Origin of the sequence: Pseudomonas fluvialis, assembly GCF_002234375.1 — a bacterium.
Taxonomy (GTDB): Bacteria; Pseudomonadota; Gammaproteobacteria; order Pseudomonadales; family Pseudomonadaceae; genus Aquipseudomonas; species Aquipseudomonas fluvialis.
Genome location: NZ_NMQV01000041.1, coordinates 1 through 23,985 on the forward strand (window position 1 = coordinate 1; position 23,985 = coordinate 23,985).

The following is a 23,985-nucleotide window of genomic DNA, read 5'->3' on the forward strand; positions in this document are numbered from 1 at the left end:
CCACCCGTAGGTGGCTTTTTATTGTCCATAAAAGGCGGGCTTTCATCAGTCAGTCGCCGCGGTATTCACATCCACTGGTACAGGTTTCATGGATTCGCACTCTGGAAAGCTCTGGAAGTAGCGGTTTAACCTGCTGCCAGATCCACTTGGCCAGTACCTCGCTGGTTGGATTTTCCAGTCCGGGAATCTCGTTGAGGTAGTGGTGGTCAAGCTGTTCGTAAATGGGCTTGAAGATTGCCTTGATTTCCGAAAAATCGCGTATCCAGCCTGTATAAGGGTCTACATCACCTTCGATATACAGTGCGACACGGAAAGAGTGGCCATGCAGCCGGCCACACTTATGCCCAGTAGGGACGTGCGGCAAGAGATGTGCCGCTTCAAAGGTAAATTCCTTGAACAGTTCCACGGAGAATGCTCTTGTGAGTGACAAGGCTAGTTTACCAGTTTGTGCTCAGAAGGGCTGAATGTACTCTGCCAACTTGCCTCTATTGCAAAGCTCGAGAAAGTCGTCACCCAAGCGCTGGCTTTCTGCTATCGCAGAAAGCCAGTAGCGTTGTCGGGCCGCATCATTACCCTGGAATCGTTTGAAATCGCTGCGATCAGGCAGTTTGCCGAGTGGCAGACGTTTTAGATATTCCTGAGAAGGGGCAAGCAATAAAAGATTACGCAGGTTGTGCCTGTTTGCTTTGCGCCATGGCAGGCCTTTATCGAACCAGCCGGGGATGATGCGGGTGCTGAAATGTGGGTAGAGGACAATATCATTGTTGGCGTAGGGCAGGTCTAGATGATAGTCGATCAGGCCTCCGTCTCTAAAACTACCGTTGCCGACTCCGGGGATTTCGTTAATGGCTTGCATGACCAATGGGATGGAGCCAGAGGCCAGCAGAGCTTGACGGAGATTGCCCGGTGTCAGGGGATGATGGCGCGTTGCAAAGTCATGATCCGTCTTTAGCAGAGGTAGGCTGCGGGGATCATGCATCACGATGCGTTGAAAATGTTTGCTTAGGTATTGTCGATTGAGCAGGTTTGCTCCAATGACCCTGCTGAGCCCCAGTGCCAGCTTGCCTTTGTGATCATGGCTGAGCAGGCCATGGCTGTTGACCAGCAAGATATTCAAGCGATAGTGAGGATTAGCCAGTATCTGAGCTTCTCGTCCTTGCAGAAGCTGTTCGAGCATGATGCGACAGCTTTGACTGATTGACTGCATGCTTGAGCCGCGCGGGAAGTGCTGCTGTGTATACAGCTCACCTAACAAACGGATGCCTGTTGTCGGATCAGGCAGGCATGCACAAGCCATTCTCCAGGCGCCAATTGACGAGCCGATCAGTTGCCGTTCGCGGGGTTGCTGGTTGAACCAATGGCCGAACAGGGCGAGATCAAGTCCTTGCAAGCCCAGTCCTTTAGGGCCTCCCGCGGCACCAGGGATGATGCCCACATCTAGCGGCTTTAGCCCCTTCTGCCTGATGTGGCTGAGTGCTTGTTGGCCTGCGCGTAGTTCCAGGCTTGCATAGGGAATATGGATGGCAACCATGGGCTCTCCTCGACGGACTGCGGATTATAAGAGCCATCCAGCGCAGGCCAAGGTGTAGTAGTGAGCTGAATAGAACATCATGCGCTGTCATTAAGATTCATTTCAGCCAGGGCTGTTATGCTGGCTTGGCAGACTCTTTATGGGAGCAACCGTGAACAAGTTAGTGCTATGTATTCTTGCCGTATCGCTCAGTGGTGCAGTCGTAGCTCGTGATATCGATCAGGATGAAGCGCTACGCCTGCGCGAAAGCGGCGCGATCCTGCCGCTGGAGCAGTTGTTGAACAGGGCGCTGCAGCGTTATCCCCTGGCGAGTCTGCTTGAAGCTGAGTTGGAGGAGGAGCACGGGCGCTTGTTGTACGAGGTAGAGTTGCTGCTGCCTTCCGGCGAAGTGCGTGAGTTGGAAATCGATGCGCGCGATGGGCGGATTCTCAAGGATGAGGTGGACTGATGCGTTTGTTGCTGGTTGAAGATCATGTGCCGCTCGCGGATGAACTATTGGCTGACTTGGGTCGTCAAGGTTATGCCGTAGACTGGTTGGCGGATGGTCGTGATGCACTTTGGCAGGGCCAGCACGAACCTTATGATCTGATTGTCCTGGATTTAGGCCTTCCGGGAATGCCTGGCCTTCAGGTGTTGCGTGAGTGGCGTGCGGCTGGGTTGACGACTCCTGTACTGGTTCTTACGGCGCGTGCTTCGTGGGCGGAGCGTGTTGATGGTTTGAAAGCGGGGGCTGATGACTATCTGTGTAAACCGTTTCACCCTGAGGAGCTTGCTCTGCGCATTCAGGCGCTTTTGCGGCGAGCGCATGGCCTTGCGGTTCAGGCGCACTTGGCTGTTGAAGGTGTTGTGCTTGATGAGGCTCGTCAGGCGGTCTTGCGGGGCGATGAAATCGTTCAGTTGACGGCAGCAGAATTTCGTTTGTTGCGCTATTTCATGCTGCATCCAGGTCAATTGCTTTCCAAGAGCCAACTCAACGAGCATTTGTATGACGGTGAAAGTGAGCGTGAGTCCAACGTCATTGAGGTGCATGTCAAGCGTTTACGAGACAAGCTGGGTCGTGAACTCATCGAGACACGGCGCGGCCAGGGCTATCGCTTTCTGGGGCTGGCAAAGTGATTTCGCTGCAGCGTCGCTTGAGCATTGCCCTGGCGGGAATTCTCCTCGTGGCTGGCTTGTTGCTGATCAAAAGCAGTTTGTGGCTGTTCGACAGCGCCATGCGCCATTACTTGCAGAACGATTTGCGAGATGAGGCACAAAGCCTGCTCGGCGCAGTGCGCGAAGGGCATCTAGGGTTGCTGCTGGATGATCGGCGAATTGATCCATCTTTCCAGCGACCTTATTCGGGGCGCTATTTTCGTATTGATTTTGCTGACACCACCTGGCGATCGCGCTCGCTGTGGGATGCGCAGTTGGCGGTTGCGCAGCAGCCTGCTATGCAGCCGGAGCTTGTCGACGGACCGCAACAACAGCGTCTGCTGGTTTGGCGGGGTGATTATCAGCGCTTCGGTCAATCGCTAGTAATTACCGTGGCTCAGGACTATACCCCGGTCCTGTATAACTTGCGGCGCGTGCAATGGCTGTTTGCCGCGATCGGCGGGATGACCTTGCTGTTGGTATTGTGTCTGCAGCGCTGGGCCGTGCAGCGTGCTTTACGCCCCTTGGAGCAGGTGCGTGGCCAGGTGCGGCAGTTGCAAGAGGGGCAGCGTACCCAGTTGCACGATCAGGTCCCGGTGGAGTTGCTACCGCTTGTGCAGCAGGTCAATGACTTGTTGCGGCAGACCGAGCAAAGCTTGCAACGCTCGCGGACGGCGTTGGGTAATCTGGGCCATGCGCTGAAGACGCCACTGGCCGTGCTGTTCAACTTGCTACATCGTCAGCCGTTGGCCCAGGAGCCCATGCTGCAGGCCGAACTGCGTGAGCACCTGCAGCAGATAGAACAACGCATGGCGCGCGAACTGGGGCGGGCACGACTGGCAGGAGATGTATTGCCGGGGGCTCATTTTGATTGTGCGGCCGAGCTACCTGCCTTCCTGGACACGCTGCGTATGGTGCATGGGCAACGGGTTCAATTGGCTTGGCAAGCCCCTCAGGGTTTGCGTGTGGCCGTTGATCGGGAGGACTTGTTAGAGCTACTGGGCAACCTGCTCGATAATGCTTGCAAATGGGCGCGACAGCGCGTCGAGTTAAGCCTGACACCGAGCGCCGATGCACTCCTGATCTGTGTGGATGATGATGGTCCAGGGATTGCCGAAGACAAGCGTGCCGAGGTGCTCGGACGAGGTAATCGACTGGACGAGCAGGTGGCAGGCCATGGTCTGGGTTTGGCCATCGTGCGGGATATTGCGGAAAGCTGGGGAGCTTCCCTGCAGCTGCTGGATAGTCCTTTAGGTGGGTTGCAGGTGCGCCTGGCCATTCCGTCACGGCGCACCTGAAGGCCATTAGACGCGAAACTGATCCATCAAAGCCTGCTGCTGGCTGGCCAGCTGGTTAAGATCCTGGCTGATCTGTGCCGACTCACGAGCCTGCCCGCTGATGCTTTCCGTGACATCGCGGATCGACGCCACATTGCGGTTGATCTCTTCGGCTACCGAGCTTTGCTCTTCAGCAGCACTGGCAATCTGTAGGTTCATGTCGCTGATCACGGTGACGGCCTGGTTGATGCGTTGCAAGGCCGCCACAGCTTGTTCGACCTGGCCGACGCTGCCCTGTGCCTGGCGATGACTGCTGTGCATGGAGCTGACCACGTCACGCGTACCACTTTGCAGCCCCTCGATGACCTGGCGTATTTCTTCAACGGAGTCCTGGGTACGCTTGGCAAGATTGCGCACCTCGTCGGCGACCACGGCAAAGCCGCGACCCGCTTCGCCCGCGCGGGCGGCTTCGATGGCAGCATTGAGCGCCAGCAGGTTGGTCTGCTCCGCTATCGAGCGGATGACTTCCAGTACGCTGCCAATTTTCTCGCTGCTGCCAGCCAAGGCTTCTACTTCCTGCATGGCATCGTTGAGTTCACAGGACAGTTGCTCAATGCTCAGTGTGGTTTTGTTAATGACCTGCATTCCTTCAGCGCAGGCCTGGTCGGCACCGCGTGCTGCATTGGCGGCCTGAGCGGCGCTTTGTGCCACATCCTGGGCTGTGGCACTCATTTCATGGAATGCCGTGGCAACCTGGTCGACTTCGCGGTACTGCTGCTGCATGCCGGCACTGGTCTGGCTGGCAATCTGGGCTGAGCGATCAGCCGTCTCGCGGGCTTGCAGTACGGTACCTTTGACTTCTGCGACGATCGGTTGCAGCTTGTCGAGGAAGCGATTGAACCAGCTGGCCAGTTCACCCAGTTCATCGTTGCGAGGATATTGCAGACGTTGCGTCAGGTCGCCTTCGCCACTGGCGATATCGCGCAACATGGCGGCGACTCCGCGAATTGGCCGGCTGACACCTCGTGCGGTAAGCCACACCAGCAGAAGGCCAAGGAAGCCGGCTGCCAACCCAAGCAGCAGGGAAACCCAGGTGTTGCGGACAGTCAGGCTGTCCATGGACTGTTTGAGCTGAAGTGCCGGGGCGAGGAGGACTGATTCCGGAACTTCCAAGAGAACTCCCCAACTTTGGCTGTCAGCAACCGCTTGCAAAGGCACCAGCACCTGTAACCAGCCATTCTCTTGCAGGCTGTCTTGGCGTCGGGACTGCATCAGTTCGAGCAGTGTGCGCTGTTGATTGGGGAATGCTTGTTCCAGCTTGTTGCCGAGTAAGGTGCCATCGCGGGTATGTCCAGCCAAAAGGCCTGCTGGGCTGATGATGCTGACGTGGCCTTGGCCATCGAACAGGCCGCGTTGGGCGGTCAGACTAAGTGCCTGCAAACTGGCCAGGCTGATATCTACGCCGACAACGCCGATAACCTGGCCGCTCTCCACGAGAGGGAAGGCGATACTGGTCATCAATACCTTAACGCCGTTGGTGTCATCGATATAGGGATCCAGCAGGCAAGGTTTGCGGCTGCTTAGCGGGCAGCTGTACCAGGCGTTATAAGGGGCGCCGCTCAAGCCTGGCGTGGTGTCGTTGAGCGAATCTTCTTGCATGGCGCTGAGCTCTAGCTCGCCCTGGGCATTTTGTGCCCAGTAGGGGGAGTAACGCCCCTGAGCGTTACTGCCAAGAGACTCTTGCCCGGAAAACAACGCATCTTCACCATCCAGGCCATTACTCACAAACGCCGCATAGATGCCCAGCAGGCTGGGTTTGGCCTCCAAGGCCTGACGGATGTGTGCGGTAAGCTCCGCGCGCAATTCTGCGGATGAGGCCTGACGTTTGCCGGCCTGCTGCCGGAGCAGCAACACTTCCCTGGCGACGGCCTCGCCATAGCCATAAGCCTCGGCAAAGTAGCGTTGTACCTGCAGTGCTTCGGCTTCTCCGCGGGCGGTCAGGCGTAGTTGTGCTGCCTCCTGAAGCATCTCTGTGCTGGAGCGGCTGACCAAGCTGGCATTGCGCGAGGCCTGGGTGACAGACGCCACCACCAACAAGCTGACGATCAGTAGCAGGCACAGACCGGCTAGCAGGGTAATACGTAGCTGAATGGATAGACGGTTGAAGAGCATGGGAAGGGCCTTCTGTTCATTTACGGCTAGGGATGCTATCGGCGCGCCTCGTATAAAGCTTGAGAGGCACAGGCACCGTGTCGCCGTTCCCTGGCTCTGCAGTGAGTGTTTTCCTGCAGTTGCTGTGCCATAGATAGCATTGAATGCTGCACATCGTGTTTTTTATTTGAAACGCCTGTTTTGACAGCCTGGACAGCTTTCGGCAAAGTGCGCGGCTTGCGTGCTCTCTGCCTGGGTGCGATCAATTTCCGTGGAGAAGGTGAATGAATGCAGTAGTGGCTGCAGTCGCCGTGATGTTGCTGCTCAGCCTGTGCCGGGTGCACGTGGTGGTAGCCTTGATCATTGGCGCGCTGGTGGGCGGATTATTGGGCGGGCTGGGTGTTGAGGGGGCTCTGGCTGCCTTCAATAAAGGCTTGGGTGGTGGTGCCACGGTGGCCTTGTCCTATGCGCTGCTGGGGGCTTTTGCGGTGGCTATTGCCAAGTCGGGGCTGGCTCATGCATTGGCTGATAAGGCGTTGGCGCTTGTTGGCCGTCAACAGGGCGAGGGTGGTGCGGTCAAGTGGTTGATGATTGTGCTGCTGCTAGCGGTAGCCGTGGCTTCGCAGAATATCCTGCCGATTCACATTGCTTTCATTCCTCTACTGGTGCCGCCGCTGCTGTATGTACTGAGCCGTTTGCAACTGGATCGCCGGTTAATTGCCTGTGTGCTCGCCTTTGGCCTGATCACACCTTACATGTTCCTGCCGGTAGGTTTTGGCAGCATCTTTCTGAATGACATTCTGCTGGCCAATGTCGCCAAGGCCGGTGTGGATGTCGGCGGGGTGAGCGTGACCCAGGCAATGCTGATTCCTGCCTTGGGCATGCTGTTCGGTCTGCTGGTGGCGGTGTTCTTCAGTTACCGCGGCAAGCGCAGCTACGATCTGTCGCGGGTGGCCGAGACCGAGCAGGTCAGTGCGCACTATAGCCCGTTGAGCCTACTGGTAGCGGGGCTGGCCGTGGCTGCTGCGTTTGTCATCCAGCTTTGGCTGGACTCGATGATCATCGGTGCTCTGGCGGGCTTTGTGATCTTCTCGGTTTCCGGTGTGGTGCGCTGGAAGGAAGCCGATGACCTGTTTACCGAAGGCATGAAAATGATGGCCATGATTGGCTTCATCATGATTGCCGCAGCCGGCTTTGCAGAGGTAATGAAGGCGACTGGGCAAGTGCAGACGCTGGTGGATGCCTCGTCTTCCGCCATTGGTAATAGCAAGGCCATCGGTGCGTTGCTGATGCTGTTGGTGGGGTTGCTGGTGACCATGGGGATCGGTTCGTCTTTTTCCACGGTGCCGATCATCGCCGCGATCTTCGTGCCGCTTGGCGTACAGCTGGGCTTTAGCCCGCTGGCGATTGTGGCCTTGGTGGGTACCGCGGGTGCGCTCGGCGACGCGGGTTCGCCGGCGTCGGACTCAACCCTGGGGCCCACCGCTGGCTTGAATGCCGACGGCCAGCACAACCATATCTGGGATACCGTGGTACCCACCTTCCTGCATTACAACCTGCCCTTGCTGGCTTTTGGCTGGTTGGCGGCGATGGTTCTGTAACCGCGGAGCGTGCCTGGAGAAAGCCGCGCGCTTGTCGTGCGGCTTTTTTTGTGCGGGCTGCCCTTTTCTGGCGCACTGTTGTGCTCGGTTAGGTTTAAACTGTACCGATAGTTTTTTGGTTGTTTGCGTTACTGTATCGGTCCAATCACAGGGAGTTCGCGCCGATGTCCAATCTGTTGCTCTACCAGCGTATCGCTCAGCAACTGGCGGAGGATATTCGGCGAGGCGTTTATCAACCCGGTGAGAAGGTACCTTCGGTGCGCAAGCTCAGTGCTCAGCTGAGTGTCAGCCATGCCACGGTATTGCAGGCCTATGCCAACCTGGAAGACCAGGGCCTGATTCGTGCGCGTCCCCAGTCGGGCTACTACGTACACCAGACCCCGGCACTCACGGCCGCCACCCCGGAAATCGCCAAGGTTGAGCGGCCTGGCCTGGTAACACGCAGCAGCATCATCAATCAGGTGCTGACGGAGTCGCGCCGCGAGGGGGTGTTTCCGTTGGGCGCGGCGGTGCCGCATGTCGACTACCTGCCGGTACGTGCGCTGCAGCAGCAGTTGGCCCGGGTCAGCCGTTTCCATGCGCCGCGTGCCTTTGGTTATATGTTCAGCCCTGGGTTTGAACCCTTGCGGCGGCAAGTGGCTATTCGCATGCGTGATGCCGGCGTGGTCATAGACCCCAGCGAAGTGGTGATCACCAGTGGTTGTGTCGACGCACTGCAGATGTCATTGCGTGTACTGACCCGTCCCGGTGATCTGATAGCCGCAGAATCGCCTACTTATTATGGATTGCTGCAACTTGCGGATTTGCTGGGGCTGAAGGTCATCGAGATACCCAGTGATCCCAACGAAGGAATCAGTCTGGAGGCGCTGCAGTTGGCGGCTAGCCAGTGGCCGATCAAGGCGGTGGTGCTCACTGCACGCATCAGTAATCCCTTGGGGGGGAGTATCCCGGAGGCACGTCAGAAGCAGTTGCTCAAGCTGGCGGGACAGTTTGCCATGCCGATCATCGAGGATGACATCCAGGGTGAACTGATGTTCGACAGCGGCCGGCTCAAGGCGCTCAAGGCCCATGACCAGCAGGGGCAGGTTATCTATTGCTCGAGCTTCTCGAAAACCCTGTCGCCTGGGGCGCGCATTGGCTGGATCATCGCCGGCAAGTACCAGGCGGATATTGAACGGCTGCAGACCTTCAGTACCTATTCGGCCTGCAGCGTCACCCAGATGGGTATTGCCGCCTATCTGGAAAATGGCGGCTACGACCGTCATTTGCGGCATATCCGCCAGGAGTATCGGAAAAATCTCACGGCTTACCAGCTGGCCGTGCAGCAGCATTTCCCAGAGGGCACGCAGATGTCACGCCCGTTGGGTGGGTTTATCCTGTGGGTCAGCTTGCCGGCACGGGTCAATACCCAGCAGTTGCACATGCGCGCCCTGCAGCAGGGCATCAGCATTGCCCCGGGGATGATTTTCAGCAACACCGAGCAGTTCAATCACTGCTTGCGGCTGACTTGCGGCATTCCCTGGAACCGCGAGGCCGAGCGGGCGATCATGGCGCTTGGCCTGTTGGCGCGTCAGCTGTGCCAGGAAACGCCGGCGAGCGGGATGCCTTAGGCACCACTGACCAGTACATCGCAGCGTGCACTGTTGAGTACATAACGGCTGACACTGCCCAGCAGCAACTCCTGTAGGGCGCCCTGGCCCTGCTTGCCCAGTACGATCAGGTCGCAGTCTTCCAGTTCGGCCTGCTCGAGGATCAGCTGGCCAGCATCGCCATGCAGTACCTTGCTGCGCAGGGGGTTAGCGGCATCAGCCTGGGCGCACAGTTGCAGCATGCGTTGCTCGGCATCCGCGCGCGTGGCCTGGGCATAGCGCTGCAGGGTGGCTTCGTCGACGCCGGCGAAACGCAGTTTGCCTTCGAACGGTGCTTCGAAAGCATGGAGCAGTATCAGCTCGGCGCCTGGAGCCAAGCGCTGGGCCAAGTGCAGCGCCTGGCTGGACCATGGGGAGAAATCAACCGCCAGCAAGACGCGCTGGTAGGCACGCTGCACGGGCTGGCGCACGACCAGCAAAGGCTCACGGCAGTGATTGAGGAGACGGGCAGCGGTACTCCCCAGCAGCAGGTGACGCAAGGCATTTTCCCCTTGTGCGCCGAGTACCAGGAGGTCGCAGGGGTGCTGCTGCAGATGTTCCAGCAAGCTGCCGACCACACTGCCGTGCAGCACGTGGCACTCAACCCGTTGGCTCTGGCCCTGATCGAGCTGTTCCGCGAGGGTTTGCAGGCGTTGGCGGGCATCGCCATGCAGTTGCTCCTGCAGCAGGTCGCCCTCCTGACCGAGCAGCTCTTGCAGGCGTTGCAGCAGACTTTGATTAAGCACTTGCAATAGCTGTAGCGGGCTGTGCTCCAGGGCTGCCAGGGCAAAGGCGCGAGCGACAGCAAAATTGCCCTGCGGAGAATGATCGGTGGCGGCGAATATATGTAGGGCATTGCTCATGGACGTTGCTCCTGCGGGGCCATGGCCTGGCCAAGGTGATTGACGACGATTTCCACGGCATCGCGGAAGGGGTGGAACAGTTGTACGTTGGGCAGGCAGGCCAGTTCCCTGGCTTGCTGTTCGTCACGCACGGCGATAGCGATCTTTCCGGGATGTTGATGCTGTTCCAGGGCATGCAGCAAGGCACGGTTGGAGGCTAAATCAGGCAGGGTGCTGATCGCCCAGCTATGTTGGCCAAGCGGTAGGCTGGCGAGGAAGTCGACATCCTGACTATCGCCAAAACTGACTGGCAGGCCCAGACGGCGCTGTTGGCCGACTATTTCCGGATCAAAATCCACCCCATGCACGGCGTAGCCATTTTCCTGTAGGCGTCGCGCCAGATGACTACCGTAGCGACCCAGGCCAAAGATCATGACCTGCGCCTGGCGGCTTTCTTGCGGATCATTTTCCAGGGCCAGCTCGCGGAACGGCTGGCGTCGCTCGAATACCCTGAGCAGGGGGGCCAGGCGCTCATACAGCGGTTGCGAGTAAAGAATCATGTAGGTCGACAGGGTGATGGTGATGATGCCAGCCAGCGTGGTCAGACCCAGCGCCGACATACCGACATGACCGAGGCTGATGCCCATGGCCACGAATACGATGGAAAACTCGCTGATTTGCGCCACCGTCAGACCCGCGAGCAGGCCGGTGCGTCGGCGATAGCCCATGTAGCCCATGATGGCCATGACGATCAACGGGTTGCCAATCAACACGAACAGCGACAGCAGCAGTGCCGGGATCACCTCGCTACCCAGGGTCGAGAACTCCAGCTTGGCTCCCAGATCAATGAAAAAGAACAGCAGGAGGAAGTCACGTATGCCGGTGAGTCGCGCACCGATCGCTTCGCGAAAGGGCGTTGAGGCCAATGAGAAACCGGCCATGAAGGCGCCTGCTTCCTTGGAAAAGCCTGCCCATTCCCCGATGGCAGCCAGTCCTACACCCCAGGCGATGGCAAACAGCAGGAGCAGTTCCTGGGAGCGGGCGATGCTGGCGAGCAGGCGCGGGAGGATCCAGCGCATCAGCACGTACAGCAAGGCGATGGCGGCGGCGATACGCAGCAGCATATTCAACAGGACCTCGCCGCCGGCCAGTTCGCCGCCACTGTCGCGCAGTGCGCTCATGACCATCATCGCCAGCACCACGGCAAGGTCCTGAACTATCAGGAAACCTACGGCGATACGCCCATGCAGTGAATCCAGCTCGCGTTTGTCGGAGAGCAGCTTGACCACGATGATGGTGCTGGAGAACGTCAGGGCCACGGCCACGTAAAGCGCCTCCATCAAGCCCTTGCCCAGTGCCAGGATGATCAGAAAGCCGATGGCGATGGTGAACGCCAGTTGCCCCAGGCCCGTAGCCAGGGCTACCGGACCGATATGGCGTACATGGCTGATATCCAGCTTCAGGCCGACGACGAATAGCAGTACGGCTACCCCCATCTGTGCGAGCAGGTCGATCTGGTCGTGCGCCTTTACCAGGCCGAAGAAGCTGGGGCCAGCTAGAATGCCCACCAGCATGTAGGCAATCAGCACGGGTTGGCGCAGTTTGATGGCCAGCAAACCGGCAGCCGCCGTTAGCCCGAGCAAGCTGGCCATTTCCATAAAGGGCCCGGTGGCCAGATTGGGATCGCTCATGGGGTGCCTCGGTAATCAGGATAAAACGATGCTAGCGCTGAGGCGGTGCCAGGTCTTGATCTGCCGCAGACCTCTGTCTCGCGTGCGTTGTTCAAGTGTTACCAGGCTTTGCAGGCTTGAAGTGTGATCGGCTGCCGCTTGCGCCGCTTTGCAGGGAGAGGGCTGCTCTTTAGGATGTGCGCGCCTTATCTCTGCAGGGAAGCAAAATGAGCCAGCCGTCTGCTGAAACCGAGTCCTTGTCCCTGCTGATGTGGCAACTGTTGCTGGCGTTGGCGCGATTGCTGTTGCCACTGCTGCTCGTGGCCATCCTGCCATTGAGTTGGGGCCTGTTGCTGGAGGCACTGCTGCTGGCCGTGCTGCTGCTGAGCGGGCGCCGTTGGCCCGCTGTAGGCAGGCAGCTCAGTGCGCTGCTTTGTGGTTGTGTGCTGGGGACGGCATTTGCCATTGGTCGCTGCATAGCGTCCGATTGGTCGATTCTCCTGTCGGTGCTCTGGGTGCTGCTGGCGCTGGCCGGTATCGGCAGCCTGGAGCGGCATCTGGGGCTCAAGGTGGAGGAGGAGGGGGACTTGCGTGCCGAGCATGATCCCCACGCGGGCGAGGCAGGTCATAGCGCCTGGGGCGGCGAAGAGCCCAGGCATACGCCAGAGGGGCAGGCTATTCGTTACCTCTCCTGGGGGGAGATTGCCATGGGCGGGCCGGTGTATGTCGACTGCCTGATGCCCGATGGCGTGCTGCTCGAAGGCATCGGCAGCGGTAGCTGCTTTTCCGATGATGGTCGTTATTTCCTCGCCCCTTTGCCCTCACGAAATGCCTGGGGGTTGCTGCTGCTGGATCGCCAGCAGCGCTGTGTGTATCGCTGCCAGCCGGAACAGACGCCCTGGCAGATCAGTGGCTGCGATGGCCAATGGATTCGTGGCCAGTACAGCCCGTTGGGAGCCAACCAGGCCGTGCAGCTTGCGCTGGATGAGGTACTGGCCCGCGCGCAATGCGTGGCGTTGGTGGCGATTGCCGATCTGTGGCTGGAGCCGCGCTGGCAGGCGCAGCTCGACAACGCCCCACGACGTTGGCCCGGCTTGCCGAGCGGGCTGGCAGCGCATGGCCGCCCGTTTCTGCCGGAAAGCCTGCAGGCGCTGGAAGACCCGTTGCGCCCGCTGCGTTATCCCGAATACCAATTGTGGTTGGGGGAGCAGGCCACGGGGTTGCTGCTGGGTGAGGATGCGTCGCCGCGCTGGGATGGCCAGTGGCTGGCCTGCCAGGCGCGTCCGCTGGAGCAGCCTGAGGCCGCCTGGAGTTATTGGCTGGGTGCTCCGCAGCAGGCTTGGCGCGATCTTGGCCGGCCGCAATTGGCTGAGCAAGAGCGCCTGGCGTTGTACCCTGGGGCGATTCGTGGCATTGAAAACGGCCAGCTATGGATCGACGTCGAACTGGGTTCGCCCTTGCCGAATCGGGGGGAATACGGCGAACAGTTAAGCGATTACCTAAGCACTGTCGAGACCAAGCGTGGCCACGATGCCTGGGGACGTATTCGGCCCGGTGAGTGTGCGCCGACCTGCCTTGAGGTGCTCTGGCCGGGGGATGGGCAACGGCAGCGCTTGCGCTCACAGGTCTTGTCGGGGCAACGCCACCTGCTGTTCGATGAGGTGGCTCGTGAACAGGGTTGGCCCGCGTATGCACTGAGCCTTGACGGTCAGGTGGTGCAAGGACAATGGCAGTTGGAGCATCGCCTATCCAGCGACCAGCGCTGGGTAGCCTTGCTGCCGGCTTGTGCCGCGCCGGCATTGGCTGAGCAGGTGCAGGTGCTGGAGCTGGCCTCAGGGCGCCTGCTGGCCAGTCCGCCCCTGCTGGTCGAGCGTTTGCGCGATTTTCATGACGGTGTTCTGGAGGTCGTTACCCTGCAGGGATTATGCAGCGAGGGCTTCCAGCCTCATCCCCTGTATATGGCTGATCAGCCCGCCCCTCCCGCTGGCGAAGCCGCGCGCTATTACCTGGAGCGCGGTTATGGGCGGGCCTGTCATCGCCTGCAGCGTCTGCACTGCCGTGATGAGGGGCTACAACTGCAGGCGGAGTGGCGTCTGGTCAGTCGACCGCAGGCAGTCAATGCCGATGGTGATTTCATCTTGCCGGCGCCCGGCGGGCAGGATGCTGCGTGGCTGCGTGGCTGCGAAACCGAGTACCCGGATAACTGGCTGCGTGAGCAGTGCGCGCGTCGCGATGGCTATGTACTGACCGCTTCCGGTTGTGCGCTGTTTGGTGTCACCCCCAGCATGGCCTGGGATGCGTCGGGCCGTTACCTGTTGTTGACCCATCAGCGTGGTTGGGATGATCCGCACAACGATGATCCTAACCATTCCCGGCAGTGGTTGCTGTGGCTGCTGGATACCCAGCAGCGCAGTCTGCGGCGCCGACCGGGATCGATAGGCGGCATGCCGCGTATTGACAAGACGGACGCGCAGGGCTGGCAAGTGCGGGTGTTTGAAGCGGATTGGGATTGCCCTGAGGATGCCGGGACGGTCTGCCGGGTAGGCCTTGAGGAGCTATTGGCGTTGCCGGCAGAGCAGCTTGAACTACGCGGTGAACGTTGGCACCTGCCCGGGGAGCAGCGCCCCGTGCAGCACTGGCAGGCTTTTGAGCTCGCGCAACTGGCAGCCTGGCGCCGTTGAAGGGGCTTGCGGGCGCTGTGCAGGCAAGCCAGCATAGTAGCCATGCACAAAGTCTCCCTGTTAATTGCCTTGCTGTTGCTGGCGGCCTGTGAGCAGCCTGCTCAACCCGTTGCGACGGAGACAGCGTCCGTTGCGTCGGTGCCTGCTGCGGCCTCCGTGCTAGAAGCAGCGCCTGCTCAGGACGCGCCGCGTGCCGCCCGCGAGGCGGTTACCGCGGTGCTGCCGGGCAAGCCGCCAGCACCGCAGAAAGCACCGGCTCCGCGTGTGCTGGCGCCACCAGTCGCCCCGCTTGACCTCAGCCTGCCGGCAGAACTGCTGGAGCATTGGCAGTACGCCGAAGAGCCGATCGTAGTCGAACGCCTGCTGCCGCCGTTGTTTCAGGAGCAGGCGGCTCCGGCGCCCTTCCAGCTAAGTGGTCAGTTGATCACCCATGATCGGCTGCGTGCCGACGATGGTACGCGGGTAGAGGACGAGGGCTTTCTCGACAAGATTGACGGCGCCCAGCTGAATTTTGAATTCCGTCACTGAGCAGCCGTGCTCGGCCAGTCGCTTTACTTCAGGCGTCGCTCGACGCCTTTCTCGACGAGAATCTTGGCGGAGATCTCTTCTACCGAGAAATGCGTGGAATTGATGTAGGCGATGTTTTCCTTGCGGAACAGGTTCTCCACCTCGCGCACTTCGAACTCGCACTGGGCGAAGCTGGCATAGCGGCTGTTGGGTTTGCGTTCGTGGCGAATCGCCGCCAGCCGGTCGGAGTCGATGGTCAGACCGAACAGCTTGTGTTTGTGTGGCTTGAGTGCAGCGGGCAGCTGCAGGCGCTCCATATCATCCTCGGTGAGCGGGTAATTGGCTGCACGAATGCCGTACTGCATGGCCATGTACAGACAAGTCGGTGTCTTGCCGCAGCGCGATACGCCGACCAGAATCAGGTCGGCCTTGTCGTAATGATGGGTGCGCCCGCCGTCGTCGTTGTCCAGCGCGAAGTTCACCGCATCGATGCGCTCCATGTAGTTGGCGTTGGCGCTGATCGAGTGCGACTTACCGACGGTATAGGAGGACTGCGCCCCCAGCTCTTGTTCCAGCGGGGCGAGGAACGAGGCAAAAATGTCAATCATGAAGCCTTCCGAGCCGGCCACAATCTCGCGAATATCCTGATTGACGATGGTGTCGAAGATGATCGGCCGGTAGCCATCGTTGGCGGCGGCCTGGTTGATTTGTTGTACCATGCTGCGGGCTTTTTCCGGCGTATCCACATAAGGACGCACCAGCTTGCTGAACTGAATGTTCTCGAACTGTGCCAGCAGGCTTTGGCCAAGGGTTTCTGCAGTAATGCCCGTGCCGTCGGAGATGAAGAAAGCGGTTCGTTTCATTTGCAGCAAAGGCCTTAAGTCAGGAACGATTCTTGGCTATGATAGGCGGCGTTTCCGCCTCTGTAGTGGCCGGCATTGTCGCCTACAGCACCGGCAGAATCCAGCGCAAGCGACCAGCTGTGGTGCTTGCAGGCTCCGGGAATATCCCAACAGACAGTGGAGAGATCACCTTGGTTGAGTACGTAGTGTCCCTCGATAAGCTCGGCGTCCACGATGTTGAGCATGTAGGGGGCAAGAACGCCTCCCTGGGCGAGATGATCAGTAACCTGGCTGGCGCCGGTGTGTCGGTGCCTGGCGGTTTCGCCACCACTGCCCAGGCCTACCGGGATTTCCTGGAGCAGAGCGGCCTGAACCAGCGTATCCATGATGTGCTGGATAGTCTTGATGTGGATGACGTCAATGCCCTGGCCAAGGCCGGTGCGCAGATTCGCCAGTGGGTCATGGACGCCGAGTTCCCCGAAGCGCTTGATCAGCAGATTCGCCAGGCATTCGCGGAAATGAGTGCCGGCAACGAGAACATGGCGGTTGCTGTGCGCTCCTCGGCTACCGCCGAAGACCTGCCGGACGCTTCGTTCGCCGGGCAGCAGGAAACCTTCCTGAATATCCGCGGTGTGGACAACGTGATCCGCGCCGCCAAGGAGGTGTTCGCCTCCCTGTTCAATGACCGTGCCATTGCCTACCGCGTGCACCAGGGCTTCGACCACAAGCTGGTTGCGCTGTCCGCTGGTGTGCAGCGCATGGTCCGTTCGGAAACCGGTACGGCGGGCGTGATGTTCACCCTGGATACCGAGTCGGGTTTCCGTGATGTGGTGTTCATCACCGGCGCCTACGGCCTGGGTGAGACCGTGGTGCAGGGTGCAGTGAATCCCGACGAGTTTTATGTGCACAAACCGACCCTGCAGGCTGGTCGTCCGGCGATTTTGCGCCGCAACCTGGGCAGCAAGGCGATCAAGATGGTCTACGGCGACGAAGCCAAGGCCGGTCGTTCGGTGAAAACCGTCGAGGTCGAGCGTGCCGAGCGTGCGCGCTTCTGCATCAGTGACGCTGAAGTGGCCGAGTTGGCCAAGCAGGCGCTGATCATCGAGCAGCACTATGGTCGTCCGATGGACATCGAGTGGGCCAAGGACGGTGACGACGGCAAGCTGTACATCGTTCAGGCGCGTCCGGAAACCGTGAAGAGCCGCAGCAGCGGTAACGTCATGGAGCGCTACCTGCTCAAGGAGAAAGGCAAGGTACTGGTCGAAGGCCGTGCCATTGGCCAGCGTATCGGTGCCGGCCCGGTCAAGGTTATCCACGACGTCTCCGAAATGGACAAGGTGCAGCCGGGGGATGTGTTGGTCTCCGACATGACCGACCCGGATTGGGAGCCGGTGATGAAGCGTGCCAGCGCCATTGTTACCAACCGTGGCGGGCGTACCTGTCACGCGGCCATCATCGCCCGTGAACTGGGCATTCCCGCTGTGGTGGGTTGTGGTAATGCCACGCAGGTGCTCAAGGATGGCATGGGCGTCACCGTCTCCTGTGCCGAGGGGGATACCGGCTTCATCTTCGAGGGCGAACTGGGCTTCGATATTCGCCAGAACTCCGTGGACGCCATGCCCGAGCTGCCGTTCAAGATCATGATGAACGTCGGGAACCCGGATCGTGCCTTCGACTTCGCCCAGCTGCCCAACGCCGGTGTCGGCCTGGCGCGCCTGGAGTTCATCATCAACCGGATGATCGGCGTGCACCCCAAGGCACTGCTGAACTTCGCCAGCCTGCCGGCGGAAATCAAGGAAAGCGTGGAGAAACGCATTGCCGGCTATGACGATCCGGTCAATTTCTATGTCGAGAAGCTGGTCGAAGGGGTCAGCACCCTGGCAGCGGCCTTCTGGCCGAAGAAGGTCATCGTGCGTCTCTCGGACTTCAAGTCCAACGAATACGCCAACCTGATCGGCGGCAAGCTCTACGAGCCGGAAGAAGAGAATCCGATGCTCGGCTTCCGTGGCGCCTCACGCTACATCAGCGAAAGCTTCCGCGACTGCTTCGAGCTGGAATGCCGCGCCATGAAAAAGGTGCGCAATGAAATGGGCCTGACCAATGTCGAGTTGATGGTGCCTTTCGTGCGTACTCTGGGCGAAGCGCAGCAGGTGGTCGAGCTGCTCGGCCACTATGGTCTCAAGCGAGGCGAGAATGGCCTGCGTGTGATCATGATGTGCGAGCTGCCTTCCAACGCGCTGATGGCTGACGAGTTCCTCGAATTCTTCGACGGCTTCTCGATCGGTTCCAACGACATGACCCAGCTGACCCTGGGCCTGGATCGTGACTCCGGAATCATTGCCCATCTGTTCGATGAGCGTAATCCGGCGGTGAAGAAACTGCTGTCCAATGCCATTCAGGCCTGCAAGAAAGCGGACAAGTACATCGGCATCTGCGGTCAGGGTCCTTCGGATCATCCGGACCTGGCCAAGTGGTTGATGGAAGAGGGCATCGACAGCGTATCGCTCAATCCGGACTCGGTGCTGGACACCTGGTTCTTCCTCGCCGATCAGCCTGTCTGACAACTCCCCGTTACCGCTTCACCTGCCCGTCACAGGTGAAGCGGTGAGGCGGCATGCCGCATCCCTTCCTGTATCTGATCATGCAAAGTAGCAGTGCCCTGTTTCCTGTCGCCCTGCACAGCGCCGAGCTGCGTGGCGACCTGGCTGAAGATGTCTACCTGCTCAAGCCGGGCAATAGTCCCGACTCCAGCGTGACGCTGGCGCTGACCCGTGTTGGCCTGGCGGGTCAGCAAGCCTGCCGTGGCGAGCCAGTGGTGCTGCTGCATGGCAGTTTTTCCAATCGGCGTTTCTGGTTGTCGCCGCGTGGCATTGGCCTGGCGGCCTTCCTGGCGCGTGCCGGGCTGGATGTCTGGCTGGCCGAGATGCGCGGGCATGGCCTGTCGCCACGTAACCGCACCTATCGGCATAACTGTGTCGCTGATTATGTGTGTTATGACCTTCCGGCCATCGCCGCGTTCATCCATGAGCAGAACCCGCAACCGGCGCACTGGCTAGGCCACTCGCTGGGTGGGGTCATCCTTGCCGCTGCACTGGGTGGGCATTACCTGAAAGCTGACGGCCTGCGTTCGGCTGCGCTGTTTGGCAGCCAGATCAGTCGGGTCTACTGGCCGCTCAAGGTGCCGCCTGTGGAGTGGGGCGGGCGCCTGTTGCTGGGGCGCTTCGATTACCTTTCCGGTCGACGCTTCAAGCGTGGCCCGGAAGATGAGCCCATCGGGCTGGTACTCGAGGCATTGCGCTGGCATGGCCTGTTTGGTCGTTTTGGCGACAGTCAGCGTGACTGGTGGGCCGGGCTGGCGGATGTCCAGTTGCCTGTATTGGCTGTGGCGGGCGAGTCCGATCATCAGGACCCGCCCTGGGCATGCCGCAAGTTGCTGGAGCAATTCGCCGGCCCCCAGCACTTCCTCACGCTGGGGCCGGCGGCAGGCTATCGGCATAGCTATGGACATGTCGACATGCTGGTCAGTCAGGCTGCCCGTGAGGAAGTCTGGCCGCTGGTGCTGCACTGGTTGCAAGAGGCAAGTCTGCCTGCCGTAACCGAATAGATCTTCTTGTCGCCGTAAAACGGGCAGGTTAGGGTTGCCCGGACGGATGAATCCTTCTTATCTAGCAGGAGCTAGCCATGCAATACGTTACCCCCGACCTGTGTGACGCCTACCCGGAACTGGTGCAGGTTGCTGAGCCCATGTTTGCCAATTTTGGTGGCCGTGATTCCTTTGGTGGACAGATCGTCACGGTCAAGTGTTTCGAGGACAATTCGCTGGTCAAGTCGCAGGCCGATGAGCCAGGCCACGGCAAGGTATTGGTGGTGGATGGTGGTGGCTCGCTGCGCCGTGCACTGCTCGGCGACATGATTGCCGAGAAAGCGGCGAAGAACGGCTGGGAAGGCATGCTGATCTATGGCTGCGTACGCGACGTCGATGTCCTGGCACAGACGGACCTGGGCGTTCAGGCCCTGGCCAGCCACCCGATGAAGACCGACAAGCGCGGCATCGGTGATCTGAATGTCGTGGTGAGTTTTGCCGGGCTGACCTTCAAGCCGGGTGACTACCTGTATGCCGACAACAATGGGGTGATCATTGCCCCGCAACCGCTGCAGATGCCCGAATAAATCGCCAGGGGGCTGCACATGGATGAGCAACAGTACGGCCTGGTGCATGCCCTGGTGCTGGACGGCCAGGGTGGCGCGCGTCAGCTCGCCCATGCCGAACTGGCTGGCCTGCAGCTGCAGGCGCAGGAAAGCCTCTGGCTGCATTGGGATCGTGGACATCCTGGCGCTCAGCAATGGTTGCGCCAGTGCAGTGGGCTGAGTGCCTTTGCCTGCAACCTGCTGTTGGAAGAAAGCACCCGGCCACGCTTGCTGCCGTTGAGCGAAGAGCAATTGCTGCTGTTCCTGCGTGGCGTCAACCTCAATCCCGGCGCCGAGCCGGAAGACATGGTCAGCGTGCGGGTGTTCGTCGAGCCACAGCGCCTGCTTTCACTGCGTTTGCGGCCGCTGCGGGTGACCGAGAAGATCCTGGCTCAGCTGGCGGCCGGACAGGGGCCTTGCCATGTTTCCGACTTGTTGCTGGCCCTGGCGCGCGGACTCACCGAACATGTCGATGAGTTACTGCTGGATCTGGGGGAGGCGGTCGATGATGAAGAGGAGCGCGTCGATGCCAGTGAGCAGTACCGCCCCAACCACGACCGTATGCAGCAGTTGCGCCGTCGCGCCGCGGCACTGCGGCGCTTCCTGGCGCCACAGCGTGAGCTGTATCAGGTATTGCTGCGTAATCATCGTCCCTGGTTTGCCCCACAGGCCAGCGACTACTGGAACGAGTTGCACAACCAGTTGACTCGTCATCTGGAAGAGCTGGAACTGATGCGTGAGCGGATCAGCCTGATTCTCGAGTCCGAGCACCGGCGCATGAGCGAGCGTATGGGGCGCACCATGTACCTGCTGGGCATCATTACCGGATTTTTCCTGCCGCTGAGCTTTCTGACAGGCCTGCTTGGTATCAACGTGGGTGGCATTCCCGGCGCCGAGACCGAGTATGCCTTCTACGCCGTCTGTAGCCTGTTCGTTCTGCTGGCGCTGGGGCAGTGGTGGCTGTTCCGTCGCTTGCGCTGGTTGTGATGTGACCCTGGATGCGCTGCTCGCGTCTAGCCGACATAGTCTACGAGGTAACCATGCGCGATCCCTTTGAAGAGTCCCTGCGTGATTTGCTCAAATCATCGCCTGCTGTGCACGACGATAACGCCACCCTGGGGCGGGTACTCAAAACCGCCAATCGCCAGGTGGGTGCAGGCGATCTATTCAGCTTGCTGGGCCATGCGTTGCATGCGCTGATGCTCGGGCTCAATAGTGCCTCCAGTCATGCCATGCCGGTTAGCCGGCGCCCCCGTTACCGCACAAGAACTACACAGAAGGCAGAATAACAATGGAATTCGATCCCTGGACACAGAGCCTGGTCAACGCCATGAGCACCCTGTGGGGTGCGGTGGGCGCCTTCATTCCGCGCCTGTTTGGCGCCCTGGTGGTGGTGCTGCTGGGCTTTATCGTGGCCAAATTGCTCGATACCCTGCTGTCCAAGCTGCTCGCCAAGTTGGGCCTGGATCGCCTGATGAGTGGTACCGGGCTGAACAAACTGTTGGCGCGGGTGGGCATTCAGGTGCCGGTTTCCACGCTGATTGGCAAGATCGTCTACTGGTTCGTGCTGCTGATCTTCCTGGTGTCGGCGGCCGAGTCGCTGGGCCTCGAGCGGGTCTCTGCGACGCTGGATGTCTTTGCCCTGTATCTGCCCAAGGTCTTCGGTGCCGCACTGGTGCTGTTGGCAGGGGTGCTGCTGGCGCAGTTGGCCAACAGTATTGTGCGTGGAGCCGCTGAAGGTGTGGGTCTTGACTACGCGCACAGCCTGGGACGTATCGCACAGAGCCTGGTGATCATTATCAGCATCTCGGTGGCGATTGGTCAGCTCGAAGTGAAGACCGACCTGCTCAACATGGTGATTGCCATCGTCCTGATCTCGGTAGGCTTGGCCGCGGCGCTGGCCCTAGGCCTGGGTAGTCGCCAGGTGGCAGGGCAGATCATTGCCGGTATCTATGTGCGTGAACTGTACAGCCTGGGGCAGGAAGTCCGTATTGGTGATATCGAGGGGCAGATCGAGGAAATCGGCACGGTCAAGACTCTGCTGCTGAGCAAGGATGGTGAACTGATTTCAGTGGCCAACCGTCTATTGCTCGAACAACAGGTGCGTAGCCACTAAGCTGTAGTGCGCCCGAGCTTATCCGCGTCAGTTGCTGCCTGTGCGCAGCCGCTGACCTTCGAACCGACTGCCGGCCCCATTTGTCTTGAATAACTCCCACTCGTCGCTGCGCTACGACCCCCGCGAGCTTTCCGATGAAGAGCTGGTGCAGCGTGCCCATGGCGAACTGTTCCATATTACACGCGCCTACGAAGAGCTGATGCGTCGCTACCAGCGCACCTTGTTCAACGTATGTGCGCGCTACCTGGGCAATGAGCGTGATGCTGACGATGTGTGCCAGGAAGTCATGCTCAAGGTGCTCTATGGCCTGAAGAATTTCGAGGGCAAGTCCAAGTTCAAAACCTGGTTGTACAGCATTACCTACAACGAGTGCATTACCCAGTATCGCAAGGAGCGTCGCAAACGGCGCCTGCTGGACGCACTGAGTTTGGACCCCCTGGAAGAGGCTTCCGAGGAAAAAATGCCGAAGGTTGAAGACAAGGCTGGCCTGGATCGTTGGCTGGTGCACGTCAATCCCATCGATCGGGAAATCCTTGTGTTGCGCTTTGTTGCCGAATTGGAGTTCCAGGAGATCGCCGACATCATGCACATGGGCTTGAGCGCCACGAAAATGCGCTACAAACGTGCGCTAGACCGCTTGCGGGAAAAATTCGCTGGTCAGGACGGCGATCTGGCAGAAAACTGATGGCGTGCCATTTATATGGCGAACGCCTCTGCTATAATGCTGTCGATTTTTGCGTGTGGGTCCTTGCAGATCCACATTCACCTACTGGGGATTTAACGGATGAAACTGAAAAACACCTTGCACCTCGTCATTGGCTCTCTGATTGCCGCTACCTCCATGGGCGCGCTGGCTCAAGGCCAAGGCGCTGTCGAGGTTGACGCTTTCGCCAAACGCTATTTCACCGACAGCAGCCGTGACCTGTCCGAAGGCAACCTGTTTGGCGGTACCATCGGCTACTACCTGACTGATGACGTTTCCCTGGGCCTGTCCTACGGTGAATACCACGACATTCGCTCGGAAAACGATACTGGCCGCAAGAACATCAAGGGCAACCTGGCTTCCCTGGATGCCACCTACCACTTCGGTAACCTGGGCGACGCCCTGCGTCCGTTCGTTTCTGCGGGTGTAGCTCACCAGAACATCAGCAACGTACCGGCGCGTACCGGTCGTGACCACAGCACCTTCGCCAATCTGGGTGCCGGCGTGAAGTACTTCTTCACTGAGAACGTCTTCGCCAAGGCCGGCGTCGACGCCGCTTACAACATCGACGCCAATGAAACCGAGTGGCTGGCGGGTGTTGGCTTCGGCGTGAACTTCGGCGGCTCCAGCAAGCCCGCTCCGGTTGTTGAGCCGGCTCCTGCCGTTGAGCCGGTGGCTGTTGCCGAGCCGGAGCAGGTTATTGAAACCGTACGTGTCGAGCTGGACGTCAAGTTCGATTTCGACAAGGCCAACGTCAAGCCGGAAAGCCAGGCTGACATCAAGGCCCTGGCCGATTTCATGAACCAGTACCCGCAGACCACCACCGTTGTGGAAGGTCACACCGATGCGCGTGGTACCGATGCCTACAACCAGAAGCTGTCCGAGCGTCGTGCCAACGCTGTTCGTGAAGTGCTGGTCAACCAGTACGGTGTCGATGCCAGCCGTGTCAACGCGGTAGGTTACGGTGAGTCCCGCCCGGTTGCTGACAACGCCAGCGATGCCGGTCGTGCGATCAACCGTCGCGTGGAAGCTGAAGTGGAAGCTCAGATCAAGCAGTAATCTGCGTGCTTCACTGAAAAAACCCGGCCAAGGCCGTAATGCTGTTCACTTAAGC

21 protein-coding genes and 1 pseudogene are annotated in these 23,985 nt (G+C 59.7%); 15 read left to right on the forward strand and 7 right to left on the reverse strand.

The genetic code is table 11. From position 1 onward, the window contains the following. Positions 1-49: 49 nt before the first annotated feature. Together queD and CFY91_RS15260 are read right to left on the reverse strand one after the other, a co-directional pair. A complete protein-coding gene (queD, locus tag CFY91_RS15255) occupies positions 50-406 on the reverse strand; it encodes a 6-carboxytetrahydropterin synthase QueD (protein WP_093987241.1) in 357 nt (118 codons plus the stop codon). Positions 407-451: 45 nt separating this feature from the next. Continuing rightward, positions 452-1,531, reverse strand: a complete 1,080-nt coding sequence (locus tag CFY91_RS15260; protein ID WP_093987242.1) for a patatin-like phospholipase domain-containing protein — start codon at positions 1,529-1,531, stop codon at positions 452-454. Positions 1,532-1,670: 139 nt separating this feature from the next. On the opposite strand from CFY91_RS15260, the gene CFY91_RS15265 reads away from it, so the two are divergent. The 3 genes from CFY91_RS15265 to CFY91_RS15275 are packed head-to-tail and all read left to right on the forward strand — an operon-like array spanning position 1,671 to position 3,963. Further along, positions 1,671-1,979 (forward strand): PepSY domain-containing protein, encoded by a 309-nt coding sequence (locus CFY91_RS15265; RefSeq protein ID WP_093987243.1) that lies wholly within the window; start codon positions 1,671-1,673, stop codon positions 1,977-1,979. Next, a complete protein-coding gene (locus tag CFY91_RS15270; RefSeq protein ID WP_093987244.1) occupies positions 1,979-2,647 on the forward strand; it encodes a response regulator transcription factor in 669 nt (222 codons plus the stop codon). The genes CFY91_RS15265 and CFY91_RS15270 overlap by 1 nt, the downstream gene beginning before the upstream one ends. Further along, positions 2,644-3,963 carry an ATP-binding protein gene (locus CFY91_RS15275; protein ID WP_093987245.1) on the forward strand — a complete coding sequence of 440 codons (1,320 nt, stop codon included), beginning with the start codon at positions 2,644-2,646 and terminating at the stop codon, positions 3,961-3,963. Before CFY91_RS15270 ends, CFY91_RS15275 begins: the two co-directional genes overlap by 4 nt. Before the next feature lie 6 nt (positions 3,964-3,969). Here CFY91_RS15275 and CFY91_RS16490 read toward each other — a convergent pair whose 3' ends face one another. After that, on the reverse strand, positions 3,970-4,725 hold the full coding sequence (locus tag CFY91_RS16490; RefSeq protein ID WP_371870545.1) for a methyl-accepting chemotaxis protein: 756 nt from the start codon (positions 4,723-4,725) through the stop codon (positions 3,970-3,972). Positions 4,726-4,827: 102 nt separating this feature from the next. Continuing rightward, a pseudogene (locus CFY91_RS16495) lies at positions 4,828-6,114 on the reverse strand (methyl-accepting chemotaxis protein); the annotation flags it as partial. Positions 6,115-6,377: 263 nt separating this feature from the next. On the opposite strand from CFY91_RS16495, the gene CFY91_RS15285 reads away from it, so the two are divergent. Both CFY91_RS15285 and CFY91_RS15290 read left to right on the forward strand, forming a co-directional pair. Beyond that, the gene (locus tag CFY91_RS15285; protein ID WP_093987247.1) at positions 6,378-7,694 is read left to right on the forward strand and encodes a Na+/H+ antiporter family protein; all 1,317 of its coding nucleotides are present in this window, start codon (positions 6,378-6,380) and stop codon (positions 7,692-7,694) included. A 164-nt stretch (positions 7,695-7,858) separates the two neighbouring features. Continuing rightward, entirely contained in the window at positions 7,859-9,304 is a 1,446-nt protein-coding gene (locus CFY91_RS15290) for an aminotransferase-like domain-containing protein (protein ID WP_093987248.1), read from the forward strand. On the opposite strand, the gene CFY91_RS15295 is transcribed toward CFY91_RS15290, so the two are convergent. Further along, positions 9,301-10,185, reverse strand: a complete 885-nt coding sequence (locus tag CFY91_RS15295) for a universal stress protein (protein WP_093987249.1) — start codon at positions 10,183-10,185, stop codon at positions 9,301-9,303. The genes CFY91_RS15290 and CFY91_RS15295 overlap by 4 nt on opposite strands. Further along, positions 10,182-11,855 (reverse strand): cation:proton antiporter, encoded by a 1,674-nt coding sequence (locus CFY91_RS15300; protein ID WP_093987250.1) that lies wholly within the window; start codon positions 11,853-11,855, stop codon positions 10,182-10,184. The genes CFY91_RS15295 and CFY91_RS15300 overlap by 4 nt, the downstream gene beginning before the upstream one ends. Positions 11,856-12,061: 206 nt before the next feature. Between CFY91_RS15300 and CFY91_RS15305 the strand changes: the two genes are divergently transcribed. Further along, positions 12,062-14,515 carry a hypothetical protein gene (locus tag CFY91_RS15305; RefSeq protein WP_093987251.1) on the forward strand — a complete coding sequence of 818 codons (2,454 nt, stop codon included), beginning with the start codon at positions 12,062-12,064 and terminating at the stop codon, positions 14,513-14,515. A gap of 42 nt (positions 14,516-14,557) precedes the next feature. Then, complete coding sequence (locus CFY91_RS15310) at positions 14,558-15,043, forward strand: hypothetical protein (RefSeq protein WP_093987252.1); 486 nt, start codon at positions 14,558-14,560, stop codon at positions 15,041-15,043. A 23-nt stretch (positions 15,044-15,066) separates the two neighbouring features. On the opposite strand, the gene ppsR is transcribed toward CFY91_RS15310, so the two are convergent. Continuing rightward, the gene (gene ppsR, locus CFY91_RS15315; RefSeq protein ID WP_093987253.1) at positions 15,067-15,885 is read right to left on the reverse strand and encodes a posphoenolpyruvate synthetase regulatory kinase/phosphorylase PpsR; all 819 of its coding nucleotides are present in this window, start codon (positions 15,883-15,885) and stop codon (positions 15,067-15,069) included. 170 nt (positions 15,886-16,055) lie between these two features. Here ppsR and ppsA point away from each other — a divergent pair, with 170 nt between their 5' ends. The 8 genes from ppsA to CFY91_RS15360 all read left to right on the forward strand — a co-directional run bounded on the left by ppsA (position 16,056) and on the right by CFY91_RS15360 (position 23,930). Continuing rightward, a complete protein-coding gene (ppsA, locus tag CFY91_RS15325) occupies positions 16,056-18,425 on the forward strand; it encodes a phosphoenolpyruvate synthase (RefSeq protein WP_093987254.1) in 2,370 nt (789 codons plus the stop codon). A gap of 80 nt (positions 18,426-18,505) precedes the next feature. Beyond that, the gene (locus tag CFY91_RS15330) at positions 18,506-19,468 is read left to right on the forward strand and encodes an alpha/beta fold hydrolase (RefSeq protein WP_093987261.1); all 963 of its coding nucleotides are present in this window, start codon (positions 18,506-18,508) and stop codon (positions 19,466-19,468) included. A gap of 77 nt (positions 19,469-19,545) precedes the next feature. After that, the gene (gene rraA / locus CFY91_RS15335; protein WP_093987255.1) at positions 19,546-20,034 is read left to right on the forward strand and encodes a ribonuclease E activity regulator RraA; all 489 of its coding nucleotides are present in this window, start codon (positions 19,546-19,548) and stop codon (positions 20,032-20,034) included. Between the two features lie 18 nt (positions 20,035-20,052). Continuing rightward, complete coding sequence (locus CFY91_RS15340) at positions 20,053-21,039, forward strand: CorA family divalent cation transporter (RefSeq protein WP_093987256.1); 987 nt, start codon at positions 20,053-20,055, stop codon at positions 21,037-21,039. Positions 21,040-21,092: 53 nt separating this feature from the next. Further along, complete coding sequence (locus tag CFY91_RS15345) at positions 21,093-21,341, forward strand: CrfX protein (RefSeq protein WP_093987257.1); 249 nt, start codon at positions 21,093-21,095, stop codon at positions 21,339-21,341. 2 nt (positions 21,342-21,343) lie between these two features. Continuing rightward, the gene (locus CFY91_RS15350; RefSeq protein ID WP_093987258.1) at positions 21,344-22,168 is read left to right on the forward strand and encodes a mechanosensitive ion channel family protein; all 825 of its coding nucleotides are present in this window, start codon (positions 21,344-21,346) and stop codon (positions 22,166-22,168) included. Positions 22,169-22,253: 85 nt separating this feature from the next. Beyond that, on the forward strand, positions 22,254-22,853 hold the full coding sequence (sigX, locus tag CFY91_RS15355; protein ID WP_170307366.1) for an RNA polymerase sigma factor SigX: 600 nt from the start codon (positions 22,254-22,256) through the stop codon (positions 22,851-22,853). Positions 22,854-22,952: 99 nt separating this feature from the next. Then, the gene (locus CFY91_RS15360) at positions 22,953-23,930 is read left to right on the forward strand and encodes an OmpA family protein (RefSeq protein WP_093987259.1); all 978 of its coding nucleotides are present in this window, start codon (positions 22,953-22,955) and stop codon (positions 23,928-23,930) included. Positions 23,931-23,985 lie beyond the last annotated feature (55 nt).